General features: G+C 71.6%; 18 protein-coding genes. 9 read left to right on the top strand and 9 right to left on the bottom strand.

Annotated elements, in window-relative coordinates; all coding sequences use genetic code 11:
* Both BFF77_RS15135 and BFF77_RS15130 read right to left on the bottom strand, forming a co-directional pair.
* Positions 1–970: Dyp-type peroxidase (locus BFF77_RS15135; protein WP_066949187.1), on the bottom strand; the 970-nt coding region annotated here is incomplete at its 3' end.
* A gap of 177 nt (positions 971–1,147) precedes the next feature.
* Positions 1,148–1,861, bottom strand: a complete 714-nt coding sequence (locus tag BFF77_RS15130) for a hypothetical protein (RefSeq protein WP_066949184.1) — start codon at positions 1,859–1,861, stop codon at positions 1,148–1,150.
* 107 nt (positions 1,862–1,968) lie between these two features.
* Here BFF77_RS15130 and BFF77_RS15125 point away from each other — a divergent pair, with 107 nt between their 5' ends.
* From BFF77_RS15125 to amaP, 5 genes are all read left to right on the top strand, one after another.
* Positions 1,969–2,460 (top strand): Asp23/Gls24 family envelope stress response protein, encoded by a 492-nt coding sequence (locus BFF77_RS15125; RefSeq protein ID WP_066949182.1) that lies wholly within the window; start codon positions 1,969–1,971, stop codon positions 2,458–2,460.
* 67 nt (positions 2,461–2,527) lie between these two features.
* Positions 2,528–2,719, top strand: a complete 192-nt coding sequence (locus BFF77_RS15120; protein WP_066949179.1) for a hypothetical protein — start codon at positions 2,528–2,530, stop codon at positions 2,717–2,719.
* Positions 2,720–2,725: 6 nt separating this feature from the next.
* On the top strand, positions 2,726–3,076 hold the full coding sequence (locus BFF77_RS15115; protein WP_066949176.1) for an Asp23/Gls24 family envelope stress response protein: 351 nt from the start codon (positions 2,726–2,728) through the stop codon (positions 3,074–3,076).
* Positions 3,073–3,801 (top strand): DUF6286 domain-containing protein, encoded by a 729-nt coding sequence (locus BFF77_RS15110; RefSeq protein ID WP_066949173.1) that lies wholly within the window; start codon positions 3,073–3,075, stop codon positions 3,799–3,801. Before BFF77_RS15115 ends, BFF77_RS15110 begins: the two co-directional genes overlap by 4 nt.
* A gap of 4 nt (positions 3,802–3,805) precedes the next feature.
* Entirely contained in the window at positions 3,806–4,384 is a 579-nt protein-coding gene (gene amaP / locus BFF77_RS15105; protein WP_066949170.1) for an alkaline shock response membrane anchor protein AmaP, read from the top strand.
* A gap of 56 nt (positions 4,385–4,440) precedes the next feature.
* On the opposite strand, the gene BFF77_RS15100 is transcribed toward amaP, so the two are convergent.
* From BFF77_RS15100 to BFF77_RS15080, 5 genes are all read right to left on the bottom strand, one after another.
* Positions 4,441–5,196: an SDR family oxidoreductase gene (locus BFF77_RS15100; protein WP_066949167.1), complete on the bottom strand. Its 756-nt coding sequence runs from the start codon at positions 5,194–5,196 to the stop codon at positions 4,441–4,443.
* A gap of 4 nt (positions 5,197–5,200) precedes the next feature.
* Positions 5,201–6,982: a glycoside hydrolase family 15 protein gene (locus BFF77_RS15095; protein WP_066949165.1), complete on the bottom strand. Its 1,782-nt coding sequence runs from the start codon at positions 6,980–6,982 to the stop codon at positions 5,201–5,203.
* 194 nt (positions 6,983–7,176) lie between these two features.
* Positions 7,177–7,977, bottom strand: a complete 801-nt coding sequence (locus BFF77_RS15090) for an SURF1 family cytochrome oxidase biogenesis protein (protein ID WP_066949161.1) — start codon at positions 7,975–7,977, stop codon at positions 7,177–7,179.
* Positions 7,978–8,131: 154 nt separating this feature from the next.
* Entirely contained in the window at positions 8,132–9,172 is a 1,041-nt protein-coding gene (locus BFF77_RS15085; RefSeq protein WP_066949159.1) for a DEDDh family exonuclease, read from the bottom strand.
* 372 nt (positions 9,173–9,544) lie between these two features.
* Positions 9,545–11,110 carry a S8 family peptidase gene (locus BFF77_RS15080; protein WP_066949153.1) on the bottom strand — a complete coding sequence of 522 codons (1,566 nt, stop codon included), beginning with the start codon at positions 11,108–11,110 and terminating at the stop codon, positions 9,545–9,547.
* Positions 11,111–11,355: 245 nt separating this feature from the next.
* Between BFF77_RS15080 and BFF77_RS15075 the strand changes: the two genes are divergently transcribed.
* The 3 genes from BFF77_RS15075 to moaA all read left to right on the top strand — a co-directional run bounded on the left by BFF77_RS15075 (position 11,356) and on the right by moaA (position 14,606).
* Positions 11,356–11,751: a DUF485 domain-containing protein gene (locus BFF77_RS15075; RefSeq protein WP_066949150.1), complete on the top strand. Its 396-nt coding sequence runs from the start codon at positions 11,356–11,358 to the stop codon at positions 11,749–11,751.
* Positions 11,748–13,400, top strand: coding sequence for a solute symporter family protein (locus BFF77_RS15070; RefSeq protein ID WP_425424375.1), 1,653 nt, complete (start codon positions 11,748–11,750; stop codon positions 13,398–13,400). Before BFF77_RS15075 ends, BFF77_RS15070 begins: the two co-directional genes overlap by 4 nt.
* Positions 13,401–13,616: 216 nt before the next feature.
* Positions 13,617–14,606 (top strand): GTP 3',8-cyclase MoaA, encoded by a 990-nt coding sequence (gene moaA / locus BFF77_RS15065; protein WP_066949147.1) that lies wholly within the window; start codon positions 13,617–13,619, stop codon positions 14,604–14,606.
* Between the two features lie 19 nt (positions 14,607–14,625).
* On the opposite strand, the gene BFF77_RS15060 is transcribed toward moaA, so the two are convergent.
* Together BFF77_RS15060 and BFF77_RS15055 are read right to left on the bottom strand one after the other, a co-directional pair.
* Entirely contained in the window at positions 14,626–14,877 is a 252-nt protein-coding gene (locus tag BFF77_RS15060) for a hypothetical protein (RefSeq protein WP_066949144.1), read from the bottom strand.
* A gap of 229 nt (positions 14,878–15,106) precedes the next feature.
* Positions 15,107–15,466 (bottom strand): DUF3099 domain-containing protein, encoded by a 360-nt coding sequence (locus BFF77_RS15055; RefSeq protein ID WP_066949141.1) that lies wholly within the window; start codon positions 15,464–15,466, stop codon positions 15,107–15,109.
* 213 nt (positions 15,467–15,679) lie between these two features.
* On the opposite strand from BFF77_RS15055, the gene BFF77_RS15050 reads away from it, so the two are divergent.
* Positions 15,680–15,970 carry a GlsB/YeaQ/YmgE family stress response membrane protein gene (locus BFF77_RS15050; protein WP_066949211.1) on the top strand — a complete coding sequence of 97 codons (291 nt, stop codon included), beginning with the start codon at positions 15,680–15,682 and terminating at the stop codon, positions 15,968–15,970.
* Positions 15,971–16,024: the final 54 nt, after the last annotated feature.

Raw genomic sequence — 16,024 nt, 5'->3', positions numbered from 1 at the left:
CCTCGGTCTCCGCCTGCGCTCCAGGCGGCTCCGGCGGATCGTCCAGGAAGTCGGCGCTGGGCGCGAAGAACAGCGAGCCGGTCACGGCGGTGGAGAAGTCCAGGATCCGGTCGTGGGTGGCCGGCGGGGCGCCGAGGAACATGTTCTCCAGCATCGTCTCGGTGACGTCGGGTGTACGGGCGTAGCCGATGAAGTACGTGCCGAACTCACCGCGCCCCACGCTGCCGAAGGGCATGTTGTCGCGGAGGATCTTCCGTTCGGTGCCGTCGGGACCGGTGACCGTGTTCAGCGCGACGTGCGAGTCGGCCGGTTTGACGTCGTCGTCCATCTCGATGTCGGAGAGTTTCGTACGGCCGATCACCCGCTCCTGCTCCTCGACGGGCAGCGCGTTCCAGGCGTCCAGATCGTGCACGTACTTCTGCACGATCACATAGCTTCCGCCGGTGAACCCGGCGTCCTCGTCACCGACCAGCACCGCGGCCCGCGCCACGGGCCCGACCGGGTTCTCGGTCCCGTCGACGAAGCCGAGCAGGTCGCGTACGTCGAAGTACTTGAAACCATGGACCTCGTCGCGGACGGTGACGGCCCCGCGCAGCCGCGCCATGATCTGGGCGGCCAGACCGAAACAGAGGTCGAGCCGCGCGGCCCGGACATGGAAGAGCAGATCACCGGGCGTGGACACCGCGCGATGACCCGTCGCCCCGACGAGTTCGCGGAAGGGGTGCAGCCCGGCCGGGCGCGGTCCGCCGAACAGCCGGTCCCAGACCTGTGAGCCGATACCGGCGACACAGCTCAACTGCCCGTCGGTAGCGCGGAAACCGACCGCGCGCTGGAGTCCCGCCAGATCGGGCAGCAGCTCCCGCACGACCGGCTCGCCACCCGGGTCCACCGTCACCACCAGGAAGATCGCCGCACCCGTCAGCGGACTCAGCACCGGCTGCGGGACCACCTCCGGGACGGGACCGGCCATGGGCGCCTGCCTCCTCGCACGTCGTGGGCCGCCGCAACGGCCGCCGCCCCGACCCGATCGCACCATTGTCGGGCGCGGATCTGCACCATTGTCGGGCGCGTCGGGCGGCGGCGCACTTCGTGGCGGCAGGGGCCCGCGCGGGGCCGGGCCCACCCGGCCCCCGGCGGGGCGGCGGTGTCAGGGCGTCACGTTCACCCCCGTGATCAGCACGGCCACCGAGGGCCCGCCCGGCACGCGCGCCGCGACTCTCCTCCGTACCGCCTGTGCCACCTCCAGCGGGCGGTGTCCGGCCGCCGTCGCCAGCTCGATCCGGAGATGCCCGGGGGAGCCGGCCACCGCGGCGCCCAGCGTCCGGGTCAGACAGGCGACACCGGGCACCGAGGCGGCCGTCAGCGCGGCCTCGCCCTCCGGTGTGGCGGTCCGTAGCCCGATCGGCTCAGCCGGCTCCCTCGGGCCCGTCGGCTCCGTCGCCGTGTCCAGCAGCGCCGTCACCCGCAGATCGATCTCCGCGATCCGCAGTCCCAGCCACCTGGTCGCGCAGGCGAACAGCACCGCGCGCAGCCGGTCGGCCACGGCGGGCAGGGGCTCGTCCGTCATGTCCGTGAACTCCTCGCCGAACTCCGCCTCGATACGGAGCTCTCCGGGCGGCAGCGCGCTCGGCGGCGGCGGTACGGGGGACTCCGCCGCCGCGTCCTGGGCGGCGGGCGAGAGCCGTACCGCGCCCAGCACGGTGCCCGGCACCTGCGCCGCCGCCCGCCGGAGCTCCCGCGCCGCGGCGCGCTCCGCCAGCCATGTCCCGTCGGCGGCGCCGCCCAGCGGAAGCAGCCTGCCCAGATCGAGCCGCCGGCGTACCGCGGCCGTCCAACTGTCGGAATCGTGCGCAGTCGTCATTCCTCCACCCTGCCGCATCCACGGCGCGGTATGGGGAAAGCGGACCTAGTCTGAGGAGCGGAGTCTCCTGCCGCCTGGACCCCACCGCCCGGAAAGGACGAACGGCGATGTCGGACAGCACACCGCGCAACCAGTCAGGGCCTTCCGCCACAGATCTCTCGGGCGAGGAGGGCAGGAAGCCGTCCGTCACCAAGCGCGGCGGCGGCCCGCCCGCCACCCGTGGACGTACCACCATCGCCGACGGCGTGGTGGAGAAGATCGCCGGGCTCGCGGCCCGTGACGTGCTCGGTGTGCACGCCCTGGGCAGCGGAATGGCCCGTACCTTCGGCGCGGTCCGCGAGCGGGTCCCCGGCACCACCAGATCCGTCAGCCGCGGAGTGAAGGCGGAGGTGGGGGAGGTGCAGACGGCGCTCGATCTGGAGATCGTCGTCGACTACGGCGTCTCCATCACCGAGGTCGCCGCCGCCGTACGGGAGAACGTCATCGCCGCGGTCGAGCGGATGACGGGCCTGGAGGTGGTCGAGGTCAACATCGCGGTCAGTGACGTCAAGCTGCCCGACGAGGAAGATGAAGAGGACCAGGACAGCCGGGTCCAGTAGGTCCCAGTAGACCGCGGCCGGCCCGAGGGCGCGGGAGCGGCGGCAGATCAGCGGAAGGGTGCGAACGATGAGCATGGCGGTGGTCGGCCTGTTGGCCGGTATGGCGCTCGGTTTCGCCGGATACTTCGGTGGCTTCGGTGCCTTTCTGCTGGTGGCCGCGTTGGGTGCGATCGGCTTCGTGGCAGGGCGGTTCGTCGACGGCGATCTCGAACCCGGCGACTTCTTCCGCACCCGCGACCGCGACGACCGGCGGCGGTGATCGCGCGTGGCCGGTGACGGGGTGGTGGTGGCCGCCGGGCGCGGGGCGACCACGATCGCCGACCGGGTCGTCGCGAAGATCGCCGCGCAGGCGGCGCGCGAGGCGCTGCCCGGCGTGCCGGAAGGCGGCTCGGCGCCGCACGCCACGGTCACGGTGCACCGTGACATCGCACGGGTACGGGTCGGCGTGGAGCTGGGCTATCCCTCCGACATCGGTACGCAGTGCGGCGCGGTACGGCTCCGGGTCGCCCAGCGGGTCAGGGCCTTGGCGGGCATCGAGGTGCCCGAGGTGGTGGTGCGCGTCGAGCGGCTGCACTCCGTCCGGTCGTGTCCGACAGCACAGGGGAGGGTCCGGTGAGCGATCCGGCGAAGGAGCCGGCCGAGGGTTCCGCGAACGGTCCCGCGGATGGGGGACCGGCCGAGGGAGCGGGAAGGGAAGCGGCACCGGGCGACGGGCCGGGCGGCCTGCCCGGCCTCGACCAGTCGGCCTCCGCCACCCGGTACGAGCCACGGCCGACACTCACCGGCGAGGCGGACCACAGGGCCGGGCGCTTCTGGTCCACGCGGCGGGTCCCGGCCGCGCTGACCGCCCTGGTCGTCCTCGGCGCCACCGGACTGCTGCTGTACGACGTCGCGGCGGTACGGGCCGGCCACCGCGCGATGGCGTGGCGCCGCGAGCTCGCCGGTGAACTCGCCCGGCAGCCGCTGGACGAGACCTGGATGCTGGTCGCCGCCTGTGTCGCGATGGCGCTCGGGCTGTGGCTGATCGCGCTCGCCCTCACTCCGGGGCTGCGGCGCGTGCTCGCGATGCGACGGGACGTCGCGGACGTACGGGCCGGGCTCGACCGGGAGGCCGCCGCGCTGGTGCTGCGCGACCGGGCCATGGAGGTCTCCGGGGTGCGGTCCGCGCGGGTACGGGTCGGCCGCTCCCGGGTGACGGCGCGCGCCCTCTCCCACTTCCGTGAACTCGACGCGGTACGGGCCGATCTGGACGAGGTGCTCGCCACCGGCATCGGCGAACTGGGCCTCGCGAGGCCGCCCTCGCTGACGGTCCGCGTGCGCAGGCCGGTGAAGAAGAGGTGACGGGATGATCCGGGTGGTCAACCGGGTGCTGCTGGCGCTGATCGGCCTGGCGTTGCTGTGTGCGGGAGGTCTGGTGCTGGCCCGGGGACTGGGCTGGTCGGTGCCGTCCTGGTGGCCCTACACCGGGCCGCACGATGTCCTGCTCAGCCGTGCGAACCGGGAGCGCCACCGCTCCGACGGCTGGTGGTGGCCGGCCGTCATCGCGGGGCTCGCGGTCGTGGCGCTCCTGGCGCTGTGGTGGCTGCTGGCCCAACTGCGCCGCGCGCGCCTGGCGGAGGTGCTGGTCGACAGCGGCGACGGACAGGGCGCGCTGCTGCGCGGGCGCGCGCTGGAGCGTGTACTGGCGGACGACGCGGAGTCCCTCGACGGTGTGGCGCGCGCCAACGTCCGTCTCCGGGGCCGCCGCTCGGGCCCGTCGGCCCGGATCCGGCTGCTCCTGGAACCGCACGCGTCGCCGCGCCGGTCGGTGAACCGCCTCACGGACGAGGCACTGGCGCATGCCCGCGACTCGACGGGCCTGGCCGCGCTCCCGGCGGAGGTCCGCCTGCGCGCGGCCAGGCACGGCGCGGAACGAGTCATCTGATCCGTGCCGTCCGGCCCTGTCCGTACCCGACCCGGGGCCGAGACCGTGGCGCGCGCTCAGAAGCCGTGGCGCGCGCCGCCGTCCACCGGGAGCATGACGCCCGTCAGATACGACGCCGCCGGCGAGAGCAGGAACGCGGCCGTCCTGCCGAACTCCTCCGGAGTGCCGTAGCGCCGCAGTGGTATGCGGGACTCGTTGGCCGCCTTCCGTGCCTCCGCGTCGCCCGACAGCGCGTCCAGCTCGCGGAGACGGTCCGTGTCGATACGCGACGGCAGCAGCCCCAGCACCCGGATCCCGCGCGGACCGAGTTCGTGCGCCAGGGACTTCGCGAAGCCCGCGAGGCCGGGACGGAGGCCGTTCGAGATCGCCAGGCCCGGGATCGGCTCATGGACCGAGGCCGACAGGACGAAGCCGATGACACCCCCCTCACCCAGCTCCGCCGCCGCCTCGCGCGCCAGCCGTACCGCGCCGAGGAAGACCGACTCGAACGACGACCGCCACTGTTCGTCCGTATGGTCCGTGGGCGATCCCGGCGGCGGGCCGCCGACACTGATCAGAATGCCGTCGAAACCGCCGAACTCCCTGCGCGCCGCCCCGATCAGCCGCTCCGCCACGGCCGGATCCGCGTTGTCCCCGGCCATCCCGTACGCGCTCCGGCCGATCGCCGTCGCGGTCGCGGTGACCCTCTTCTCGTCCCGTCCGGAGAGGACGACCTTCGCACCGTCCGCCGCCAGCGCCTCCGCGGCGGCCCGGCCCAGCCCACGTGAGGCACCCGTCACCACATAGACACGGTCTTTCAGCCCAAGATCCATGGCCCTATCCTGCCGTGTGCTCCCCGGCGAGCGTCAGGGCGGTCACCACCAGACCGATATGACTGAATGCCTGCGGAAAGTTGCCGAGCTGACGCCGTGCCACCGGGTCGTACTCCTCCGAGAGCAGCCCGACGTCGTTGCGGAGCGAGAGCAGCCGCTCGAACAGCTCCTTCGCCTCCTCCGTACGGCCTGTCAGATGCAGCGCGTCGGCCAGCCAGAACGAGCAGACCAGGAACGCTCCTTCCTCGCCCGGCAGCCCGTCCACGCCCGGCCCCGCGCTGTAGCGGCGCAGCAGACCGTCCTGGCCCAGCTCCGCCCGTACCGCCTCGATCGTGCCGATCACCCGCGGATCGTCCGCCGGCAGGAACCCGACACGCGGGATGAGCAGCGTCGCCGCGTCCAGCTCGGTGGAGCCGTACGACTGCGTGAAGGTGTTCCGCTCCGGGTCGTACCCCCGCTCGCACACGTCCCGGTGCACCTCGTCCCGCATCGCCCGCCAGCGGTCCGCCTTCCCGCCGAGGCGCGGATCGCGCTCCAGCGTCCGTACGGCCCGGTCGGCGGCGACCCACGCCATCACCTTGGAGTGGACGAAGTGCCGGCGCGGCCCCCGTACCTCCCACAGCCCCTCGTCCGGTTCACGCCACTTCGACTCCAGGAAGGCGAGCAGGGTCATCTCCACACTCCAGGCGTGCGGCTTCGGCGGCAGTCCCGAGGTCCGGGCCACATGGAAGGAGTCGATGACCTCCCCGTACACGTCGAGCTGGAGCTGATCGACCGCGCTGTTGCCCGTACGCACCGGCGAGGAGCCCGCGTATCCGCGCAGCCAGAGCAACTCGCTCTCCGGCAGCCGCCGCTCACCGGCCAGGCCGTACATGATCTGAAGATCGGCCGGATCGCCCGCCACCGCGCGCAGCAGCCAGTCCCGCCAGGCCGCCGCCTCCTCCAGATAGCCGACCGACAGCAGCGCGCCCAGCGTCAGGGTCGAGTCGCGCAGCCAGCAGTAGCGGTAGTCCCAGTTGCGCACGCCGCCCAGATCCTCCGGCAGAGAGGTGGTCGGCGCGGCGACGATGCCACCCGTCGGGCCGTACGTCAGCGCCTTGAGCGTGATCAGCGAGCGCATGACGGCGGCGCGGTTCGCGCCCCGGTAACGGCAGCGCGCCGACCAGATCGCCCAGTCCTCCAGACACTGCGCCAGCGCCTCGAACGGATCGGTGAGCGGCGGGCGCTCCTCGTGCGAGGGATGCCAGGTGAGGACGAACGCCACGCGCTCGCCCGCGCCGACGGTGAACGACGAGCGGGTGCTGTAGTGCTGTCCCCAGGTCCTGACGGCGGGCTCGCTGCGCAGCCAGACGGAGTCGGGGCCCGCGATGCCGAGCCGGTGGCCCTCTTCGCGCCGCATCCAGGGCACGACGGAACCGAAGTCGAAGCGCAGCCGGAGTGTGGCGTCCATCTCCACCGAGCCGCTGACGCCCTCGACGATCCGCACGATGTCGGGCGCCACATCGCGCTGCGGCATGAAGTCGATGACCTTGACCGTGCCGGCGGGCGTCTCCCAGACGGATTCAAGCACCAGCGTCTCACCCAGATAGCCACGCCGGGTGCAGTCGCCCGCGCCCGCGGGAGCGATCCGCCAGTGGCCGTTCTCCTCGTCGCCGAGCAGCGCGGCGAAGCAGGCCGCCGAGTCGAAGCGAGGAAGGCACAGCCAGTCGATGGAGCCGTTCCTGCCGACCAGGGCGGCGGTCTGGAGATCGCCGATGAGTGCGTAGTCCTCGATGCGTTGGGTCACGCAAAGGGCTGTTCCCGGAGCGCGGAAGGGCTAAGCAGGCTCGCTGGCCGTACGGCGGGCCGGCGTGCGGGAGGGCCGTGGCGGATGCGCGGGGGCGTACGGGAGGGGCGAGCGGGCGGACCGTACGGCCGCGCAGGGCGCCGGTGGCGTGGGCCCCGGGGCGGCACCGGGGTGTCGGCCCCGGCGCCGTACGGTCAGGCCGTCGCGGGCGCGCGCTCCGGCTCCGGCCGCGCCGCCGCCCGCCCGGCCGCCGCCGCGCGGTCACGCAGCTCACGGCGGACGAGAATCACCCAGCCGACGGGTACGGCGGCGGCGAACAGCCACCACTGGACCGCGTACGCCATGTGCGGCCCGATCGAACTGTCGTCCGGCGTCGGGATCTGCTCGGGAGAGCCACCGGCCGGCACGGGCGCGGTCTGCTCGATGTAGCCGCCGAGGACGGTGCGTCCGAGGGCCTTCTGCTGCCGCTCGCTGTTGATCAGCATGACCTGGCGGGGCGGCAGGTCCTGTACGTCCCTGATCCCGGTGACCGCCGCCGTCTCGTCGGCCTTCAGCCGGCCGGTGACGGTGACCTCGCCCTTCGGCGGGGCCGGGATGTCGGGGAAGGCCCGCTGGTCACCGGGGGACGGGACCCAGCCCCGATTGACGATGACGGCCCGGCCGTCGCCCAGGAGGAGGGGGGTGAGGACGTGGTAGCCGACCTGGTCGTCGGCGGAGGTCCTGCGGCGTACGACGACCTCGTCGGCGGTGTCGAAGCGGCCGGTGGCGGTGACCGTGCGCCAGTAGTCGGCGCGCGGGACGGTGTGCCCCGGCGAGGTCAGCTCCTCGACCGGGACGGGCCTCGCCTTGAGGTTGTCCGAGATCAGTGCGTTCTGGGCGACCCGGTGCTCATGCCGGTGGAGCTGCCAGAAACCCAGCTCGACCATCGCGGGGATGAGGGCGAGGGCGAGCAGGGTGAGGATCACCCACTGCCGGGACAACAGGAAGCGGTACACACCATCGACCGTACCCGCCGGCCGGCCGATGCCGGACGGCGGGTGGGCGGCGGGCGGGCCCGCGCGCGCGTTCGCGCGTTTCCGTGTGCGGGATTCCGTCCCGGTCCGGGCGCGGGGCGCGGGCGGACCCGTCCGCGGCTCACCCGTCCGCGGCTCACCCGTCCGCGGCGACGGGATCCGCGACGGACTCGGCGGCGGAACCGGTGGCGGGCGCGGGGACGGAACCGCGCGCCGGTGCCACGTCCCGGAGGAGCTGGGTGAAGGCCGCCTCGTCGATCACCGGCGTGCCGTACGACGCCGCCTTGACGGTCTTGGACGTGGAGGACTCCGGGTCGTTGGTCACCAGCAGACTCGTCAGCCGGGACACGCTCGTCGCCACATGCAGCCCCGCCTCCACGGCCCGGTCCTCCAGCAGCTCGCGGTCGACCGAGGTGTCGCCCGAGAACGCCACCCGCATCCCCTGCACCAGCGCGCCGCCCGGCTCGTACCGCCCGGGGTTCGGATACGGACAGGCGGGCCGTCTGCGCGAGGGCCGCCAGCTCGTCTGCCGATAGGCGGGCTGATATCCGACCCGGGGCCGCGCCGGCGCGTCCGACCACTCGGTGAGCGGCAGGCACTCCAGCAGCGGCAGCCGTACGCCTCCGTGCGCGGCGGCGTGCAGACTCGGACGGAACGCCTCGGCCAGTACGCGCGCGTCGTCGAGCGCGTGGTGCGCGCGCTGCTGCACGACCCCGAAGTGCGCGGCGAGCGACTCCAGTTTGTGGTTGGGCAGCGGCAGGCCCAGCTCCTTGGAGAGCGCGATGGTGCACAGCCGCTGCCGGGTGGGCGCGGTCCGCGCCGCGCGCGCGTACTCCCGGGCGATCATCGACCAGTCGAAGATCGCGTTGTGCGCCACGAGCACCCGGCCGTCGAGCCGCTCGGCCAGCTCACCGGCGACCTCGGGGAAGAGCGGGGCGTCGTCGAGCACCTCGCTCGTCAGACCGTGGATCCACACCGGCCCCGGGTCGCGCTCCGGGTTGACCAGCGTGTACCAGTGGTCCTCGACATCGCCCCGCGCGTCCAGGCGGTAGACGGCAGCGGACACTATCCGGTCGTCGCGTGCGAGTCCGGTGGTCTCCACGTCGACGACCGCGTACCCGTCGGGGTAGGCGGCCGGCCACATCGCTGAAGTCGTATGGTCGTCGAGCATGGTCACAGAGAATACGGGCCGGGACCGACAGACCTGACGCCCGGTCGACCGGTTTCCGCCTCACCGGGCGACGGCCCGCCGGACCGTCAAGGGCCTTGATGAGGACGGCTGCTGTATGAACGCCAGGCGTACGCGGCTGCCCGTGAGACCCGTGAGACCTCCGCGCGAGGGGTTACGCGGGGGACCTGGCGACCGCGCCCAGGACCGTACCCGCGAGAGGCGGCACCACAACTTCCGGGCTCACCGGGGTCGTTCCCTCCCGGCGGACATGAGGACGGCGCGACGGACAGGATCCCGTGGCGCGGCTCGCGAACTGTCCGCCGACGACGAACGCGGGCCGCCCCGGAGGGCGGCCCGCGCGGTGATGCTCGGCGGTGGTTACTTGCGCACCGCGTCCAGGGCGTCGACCAGACCGGCGCCGTAGAAGCCGTTGTAGCGCTCGCCGCCCTCACAGACGGCGTCGATCTCTCCGTCGCCGTCGATGTCGTACGCCGGCGGGCAGGCCACATCGTCGGCCTGCGCCGTCAGGAGCGCCTTGATGGCGTTCGCCGAGGCGCGCGGGTGCGTCGACTTCAGCAGCGCCGCGACACCGGCGACATGCGGGGAGGCCATCGACGTACCGGCCATGTAGGACCAGTTGCCGCCCGGCACCGGGCCGAGGATCAGACCGCTGGTGGCCGGCGGAGCCGGCGTCTGGAAGCGGGTGGAGTCGCCGCCCGGAGCCGCGATGTCGATGATGCCGAGACCGTGGTTGGAGAACGAGGACTTCAGGCCCTTGGCGCCGGTGGAGGCGACGGTGACGACGCCCGGCAGCTGGGTCGGGATGTCCAGGCACACCGACGGGTCGATGACACGGTCGACGGGGGTGCCGTCGTCCGGGCTGGTCGGGTCGGTGATCGAGTCGGACGAGAGGTCGTAGTTCTCGTTGCCCGCCGCGGCCACATTGACCGTGCCCTTGCTCTCGGCGTACCGCGTGGCGCGGGTGATCGCCTCGACCAGGGCCTTCTGGTCCGGGTCGGTCTTGCAGTTGAAGTACCACGGGTCGGTGTAGTAGCTGTTGTTCGTCACATCGACGCCGTGCTCGGCGGCCCAGATGAAGCCGCAGACGACGGCCTCGGTGTAGAAGAGCCCGGCCGGCGTGGAGACCTTGATGCCGGCCACCTTCACACCCGGCGCGACACCCGTGATGCCCACACCGTTCTTGGCTCCCGCTATCTCGCCCGCGACATGCGTGCCGTGCGGGCTCTCCCCGGCGTTCGGACGCCAGGCGCCGTCCGCCGTGTCGGGCTTGCCGGTCACACAGTTGACCGACGCCGCGCGGTCGAAGTTGGGCGCGATGTCCGGGTGCGTGTCATCGACACCGGTGTCGATGACGGCGACAGTGACGTTCCTGCTGCCGAGGTTCTTCTCGTGTGCCTTGTCCGCCTTGATGGCGGGCAGGTCCCACTGCAACGGCTCCAGCGGGTCCTGGGGGAGGGCGGTGCCGCCGCCCTTCGACGCGTTGGACTTCTTCGTCGCCGCCGTCGCGACGGCGACCTCCTCGGCGGTCAGCGCGCGAGGCGTACCGATGTCCGTTGTCGACTGCGCGGGCAGCGGCGCGGTGCGGGTGGCACCGGCCGACTCGACGCCCCTGACCTTGCGTACGGTCTGGGCGAAGGCCGGGTTCTGCGAGGTGACGACGATGACACCTATCTGGTCATAGCTGGTGACCACAGTGCCGCCGGCCCGGTCGATCGCCTTCTTGACCGACTTGACGGTGGAGTGTCCACCGCGGGTGTTGACGACGTACGACAGCTTCGGGCCGTCCGTGGCGACCGCTTCGGTGCCGCCGCCCGCCGGTACGGCCGTAGCCGTGGCGGCAGGCAGGAAACCGAGCGAGACGGTGAGCGCCAGACCTACGGGCAGCGCGAGTGCGCGCTGCCGTCTGGATCCCAGATGAGCCATGGGTTCTCCACATCATCCGTGAGACCGCTCCTGCGCAGGCTGCGCGTGAACGGGTACATGACGAGCGAAGTTATCGCTGATCAACGCTGTTCTTCAATCGTTCCTGAAGCATTTCCGGAAGAAAAAGACCGGTGTTGAACCGCTTCGCCACGCCTCCCGTGCCGTTGTCAGGGGGACGAGCAACATTCCGTCCCCGAGAGGTCCCCATGACCAACCACACCGCACCCGCGTCACGAGGAGATTCCGTGGCTACCGACGCACCGCCGCCCGAGGGCGGTACGGACACCAGCCCAGCCCCGTCCACACCGGACCGGTCCACGACGGCCCAGCCCACGACGGCGCAGTTCGTCGAGGTGCAGGAGAGCGCGGAATTCGGCGAACTGCGCCGTACCTACCGCTCCTTCGCCTTCCCGCTGACCGTCGCCTTCATCGCCTGGTACCTGCTGTACGTCCTGCTGTCCAACTACGCGGGCGGTCTCATGGGCACCAAGCTCTTCGGCAACATCAATGTCGCACTCGTCCTCGGTCTGGCGCAGTTCGCCACCACGTTCCTCATCGCCTGGTACTACGCCCGGCACGCCGCCCGCAAGCTCGACCCGAAGGCGGACGTCATCAAGTCCCGTATGGAGGCGGACGCGTGAGCCACTCGATCCAGCTCGTCGGCCCGCAGTCGCCGCTCCAGCTCGCCGCCGCCTCCGACGCCGGCGAGCACCGGCCGCTGATCATCACACTCTTCGGACTCTTCGTCGTCGCGACCCTGGTGATCACCGTCTGGGCCGGCCGGCAGACCAAGAGCGCGTCCGACTTCTACGCGGGCGGACGGCAGTTCTCCGGCTTCCAGAACGGACTCGCCGTCTCCGGCGACTACATGTCCGCCGCGTCCTTCCTCGGGATCGCCGGCGCCATCGCCCTCTTCGGCTACGACGGCTTCCTGTACTCCATCGGATTCCTGGTCGCCTGGCTGGTGGCGCTGCTGCTCGTGGCCGAACCGCTGCGCAACTCGGGCCGTTACACCATGGGTGACGTCCTCGCGTACCGGATGCGTCAGCGCCCGGTCCGTACCGCGGCGGGCACCTCCACCATCGTCGTCTCGATCTTCTACCTCCTCGCGCAGATGGCCGGCGCCGGTGTGCTGGTCTCGCTGCTCCTCGGCATCACCACCGACGCCGGGAAGATCGCCATCGTCGCGCTGGTCGGCCTGCTGATGATCGTGTACGTGACCATCGGCGGAATGAAGGGCACCACCTGGGTGCAGATGGTCAAGGCCGTGCTCCTGATCGCGGGCACCCTGCTCATCACCTTCCTCATCCTGCTGAAGTTCAACTTCAACCTCTCCGACCTGCTGGGCGCGGCGGCGAGCAACAGCGGCAAGGGAGCGTCCTTCCTGGAGCCCGGCCTCAAGTACGGGGCCACCGCGACCTCGAAGCTGGACTTCATCTCGCTCGGGATCGCGCTGGTGCTCGGTACGGCGGGACTGCCGCACATCCTCATCCGCTTCTACACCGTGCCCACCGCCAAGGCCGCCCGCAAGTCGGTGATCTGGGCCATCGGGATCATCGGCGCGTTCTATCTGATGACGATCGTGCTCGGTTTCGGCGCAGCCGCGCTGCTCAAGCCCGACGACATCACCACCTCCAACAAGGCGGGCAACACGGCGGCTCCGCTGGCCGCCCTGGAAATCGGCGGCGGCGCCGGTTCCACCGGAGGAGCGATCCTGCTCGCCGTGATCTCGGCCGTCGCCTTCGCCACCATTCTCGCGGTGGTCGCCGGGCTGACGCTCGCGTCGTCGTCGTCGTTCGCCCACGACATCTACGCCAATGTCATCCGCAGGGGTGAGGCGACCGAGAAGGAGGAGGTCCGCGCGGCCCGCTGGGCGACCGTCGCCATCGGTGTCGTCTCCATCGCGCTCGGGGCGCTCGCCCGCGATCTGAATGTGGCCGGCCTGGTCGCGCTCGCCTTCGCCGTCGCCGCCTCGGCCAATCTGCCGACCATCCTCTACAGCCTGTTCTGGAAGCGGTTCACCACCCAGGGCGCCCTGTGGTCGATCTACGGCGGACTGGCCTCGTCGGTGCTGCTGGTGCTGTTCTCACCGGTCGTCTCCGGGAAGCCCACCTCGATGTTCCCCGGCGCCGACTTCCACTTCTTCCCGCTGGAGAACCCGGGCCTGATCTCCATCCCGCTGGGCTTCCTGCTCGGCTGGCTGGGCACCGTGCTGTCCAAGGACCAGCCGGACCAGGGCAAGTACGCCGAGCTCGAGGTCAAGTCCCTGACGGGCACCGGAGCCCACTGAGCCACCGGACCACCGGACCACCGCGTCACCGAACCGCCGCGTCACCGAATCACCGGGTCACCGAATCACCGGGTGACCGATCCGCCGTCCGTGGCCGCGTCGTGGAGACCCGCGACGCGGCCACGCCGCCGCCTGCCGCAAATGTCCCTCTGGCGTTGTCAGTGGTCTGACGTAGTCTCGACGGTGTCGGATCCGATCACAGGGAGGGGGCCCGCGGTGCTCATCGACACTTACGGCCGTGTGGCCACTGACCTGCGCGTTTCGCTCACGGACCGGTGCAATCTGCGGTGCACGTACTGCATGCCGGAAGAAGGGCTCCAGTGGCTCGGCAGGTCGGATCTGCTCAGCGACGACGAAATCGTCCGGCTGGTCCGTGTCGCCGTCACCCGGCTGGGGATCACCGAGGTCCGCTTCACCGGCGGAGAGCCGCTGATCAGGCCCGGTCTCGTCGGGATCGTCGAGCGGTGCGCCGCGCTGGAGCCGCGTCCCAGGATGTCGGTGACCACCAACGGCCTCGGGCTCGCGCGCATCGCCACCGCGCTCGGGGCCGCGGGCCTCGACCGGGTCAATGTCTCGCTGGACACGCTGCGGCCCGAGGTCTTCCGGGCCCTCACCCGGCGTGACCGGCACGCGGATGTGATCAGCGGGCTGCGCGCCGCGCATGAGGCCGGACTCAGCCCCGTCAAGATCAACGCGGTGCTGATGCCGGGCCTCAACGAGGACGAGGCCCCCGAGCTGCTCGCCTGGGCCATCCAGCGGGGCTACGAGCTGCGCTTCATCGAACAGATGCCGCTGGACGCCCAGCACGGCTGGAAGCGGGACGGCATGATCACGGCCGGTGAGATCCTGGACTCGCTGGGTACGCGCTTCCGGCTGGCACCCGAGGGCGAGAGGGTCCGCGGCTCGGCGCCCGCCGAGCGCTGGATCGTGGACGGCGGACCGCACCGCGTGGGTGTGATCGCCTCCGTCACGCGCCCGTTCTGCCATGCCTGCGACCGCACCCGGCTCACCGCCGACGGACAGGTGCGCACCTGTCTGTTCGCCCGGGAGGAGACGGATCTGCGGGGCGCCCTGCGCTCCGGCGCGTCCGACGAGGAGATCGCCACGATGTGGAAGCTGGCGATGTGGGGCAAGAGGGCCGGTTCCGGGCTGGACGATCCGTCGTTCCTCCAGCCGGACCGCCCGATGTCGGCGATCGGCGGCTGACGCCGCCGAGGCCGCCCGGTCAGTGATCGCCGGCCGACCGGCGCTCCCACTCCGCCAGTTCGACCACATCCTTGAGGAAGCCGCGCACATCGAGGAACGAGGAGAGATGCTCACGGTGCTCGCCGCACGCCAGCCAGGTCTTGCGCCGCTCGGGCGTGTGCAGCTTGGGATTGTTCCAGGCGAGGACCCAGACGGCGGGCTTGCGGCAGCCCTTCGCGGAGCAGATCGGCGCGGCGTCGGAAGCGGAATCGGAGGTGTCGGGGGAGTTCACCCGACGACCCTAGAACAAACCCGCCGAGCCCGGGGACAGGCGCCGGGAGACATCCGGTGACCCGAAAAGGCGACGCCGAGCAGCCACGGGGGGAGCTGCCCGGCGTCGGTCTGTCGCTCCGACGGGGGATGCGGAGCGCCTACAAAGTATGTCACGGGCAGTGGGGTGCCCGGCACCGGAACTTCACGATTGATCTGAGCTTTCCTTGAGCTTTGCGGACCGTCCGGGGTCAGCCCTCCCGCGCCTCGCGGCCCGCCGTCCCGGCTCCGGATTCCGTCGTCGGCGCGCCCGGGGGCGGCGCGATCATCGGGGGCGTCGGCGCGGTCACAAAGGTCGTGGGCAGCGAAGGAGCGTTCTCCCGGCCCGCGTTGGCGATCACCACGGCGACGTACGGCAGCAGCGTACCGATGACGAGAGTCACGATCGCCACCGGCCGTTCCACGTTCCACAGGGCCACGGTGGCGACCACCGCGAGGGTCCGTACGGACATCGAGATCACATAGCGGCGCTGCCGGCCGCGCACATCCTCGGCGAGCCCCTGCCGCGCTCCCGTGATCCGGAAGACCTCGGTCCCGCTCCGCTTCCGCATCACGTTCCACCACCCGTTTCTGTGCCGGACTCGCCCGGACCGGACCGCCAACCACGGTACGCCGGAGCTCCCGCCGCCACGAGTGCGGGTCACCGTCCATCCTGACCGATGGTTCTGGTCGCGCCACGTACGGAGCCGTCCGACATGCGCCGTATGGGCGACCGGCACAGACTGGGCCCACACGCGCGGACCGCGCCGCTCCGGGAGGCGACGATGAACTGGTTGTGGGCGATCATTGTGGGGCTGGTGCTGGGTCTGATCGCCAGAGCGGTCATCCCGGGCAAACAGCACATCCCCATCTGGCTGACCGCTCTGTGCGGCATCCTCGGCGGCATGCTGGGCAACGGGGCCGCGGGCTGGCTGGGCGTCGCCGACACCAGAGGCATCGACTGGACGCGCCATGTGCTCCAGCTGATCGGGGCGGTTCTGGTGGTCCTCGTGGCCGACCGGGTCTGGAACACGATGCGGGGCAGACGCGCCAGGAGCGCCAGACAGCGCATGTGAGGCGGGTGAGGCAGGCGAACGGGCCGGCCCGGGGCACCCGCGACGACTCGCGTG

Origin of the sequence: Streptomyces lushanensis (assembly GCF_001700515.1) — a bacterium.
Classification (GTDB): domain Bacteria; phylum Actinomycetota; class Actinomycetes; order Streptomycetales; family Streptomycetaceae; genus Streptomyces; species Streptomyces lushanensis.
The sequence above is the reverse complement of the archived record's forward strand: the minus strand, read 5'-3'. Positions and strand labels throughout refer to the sequence as shown.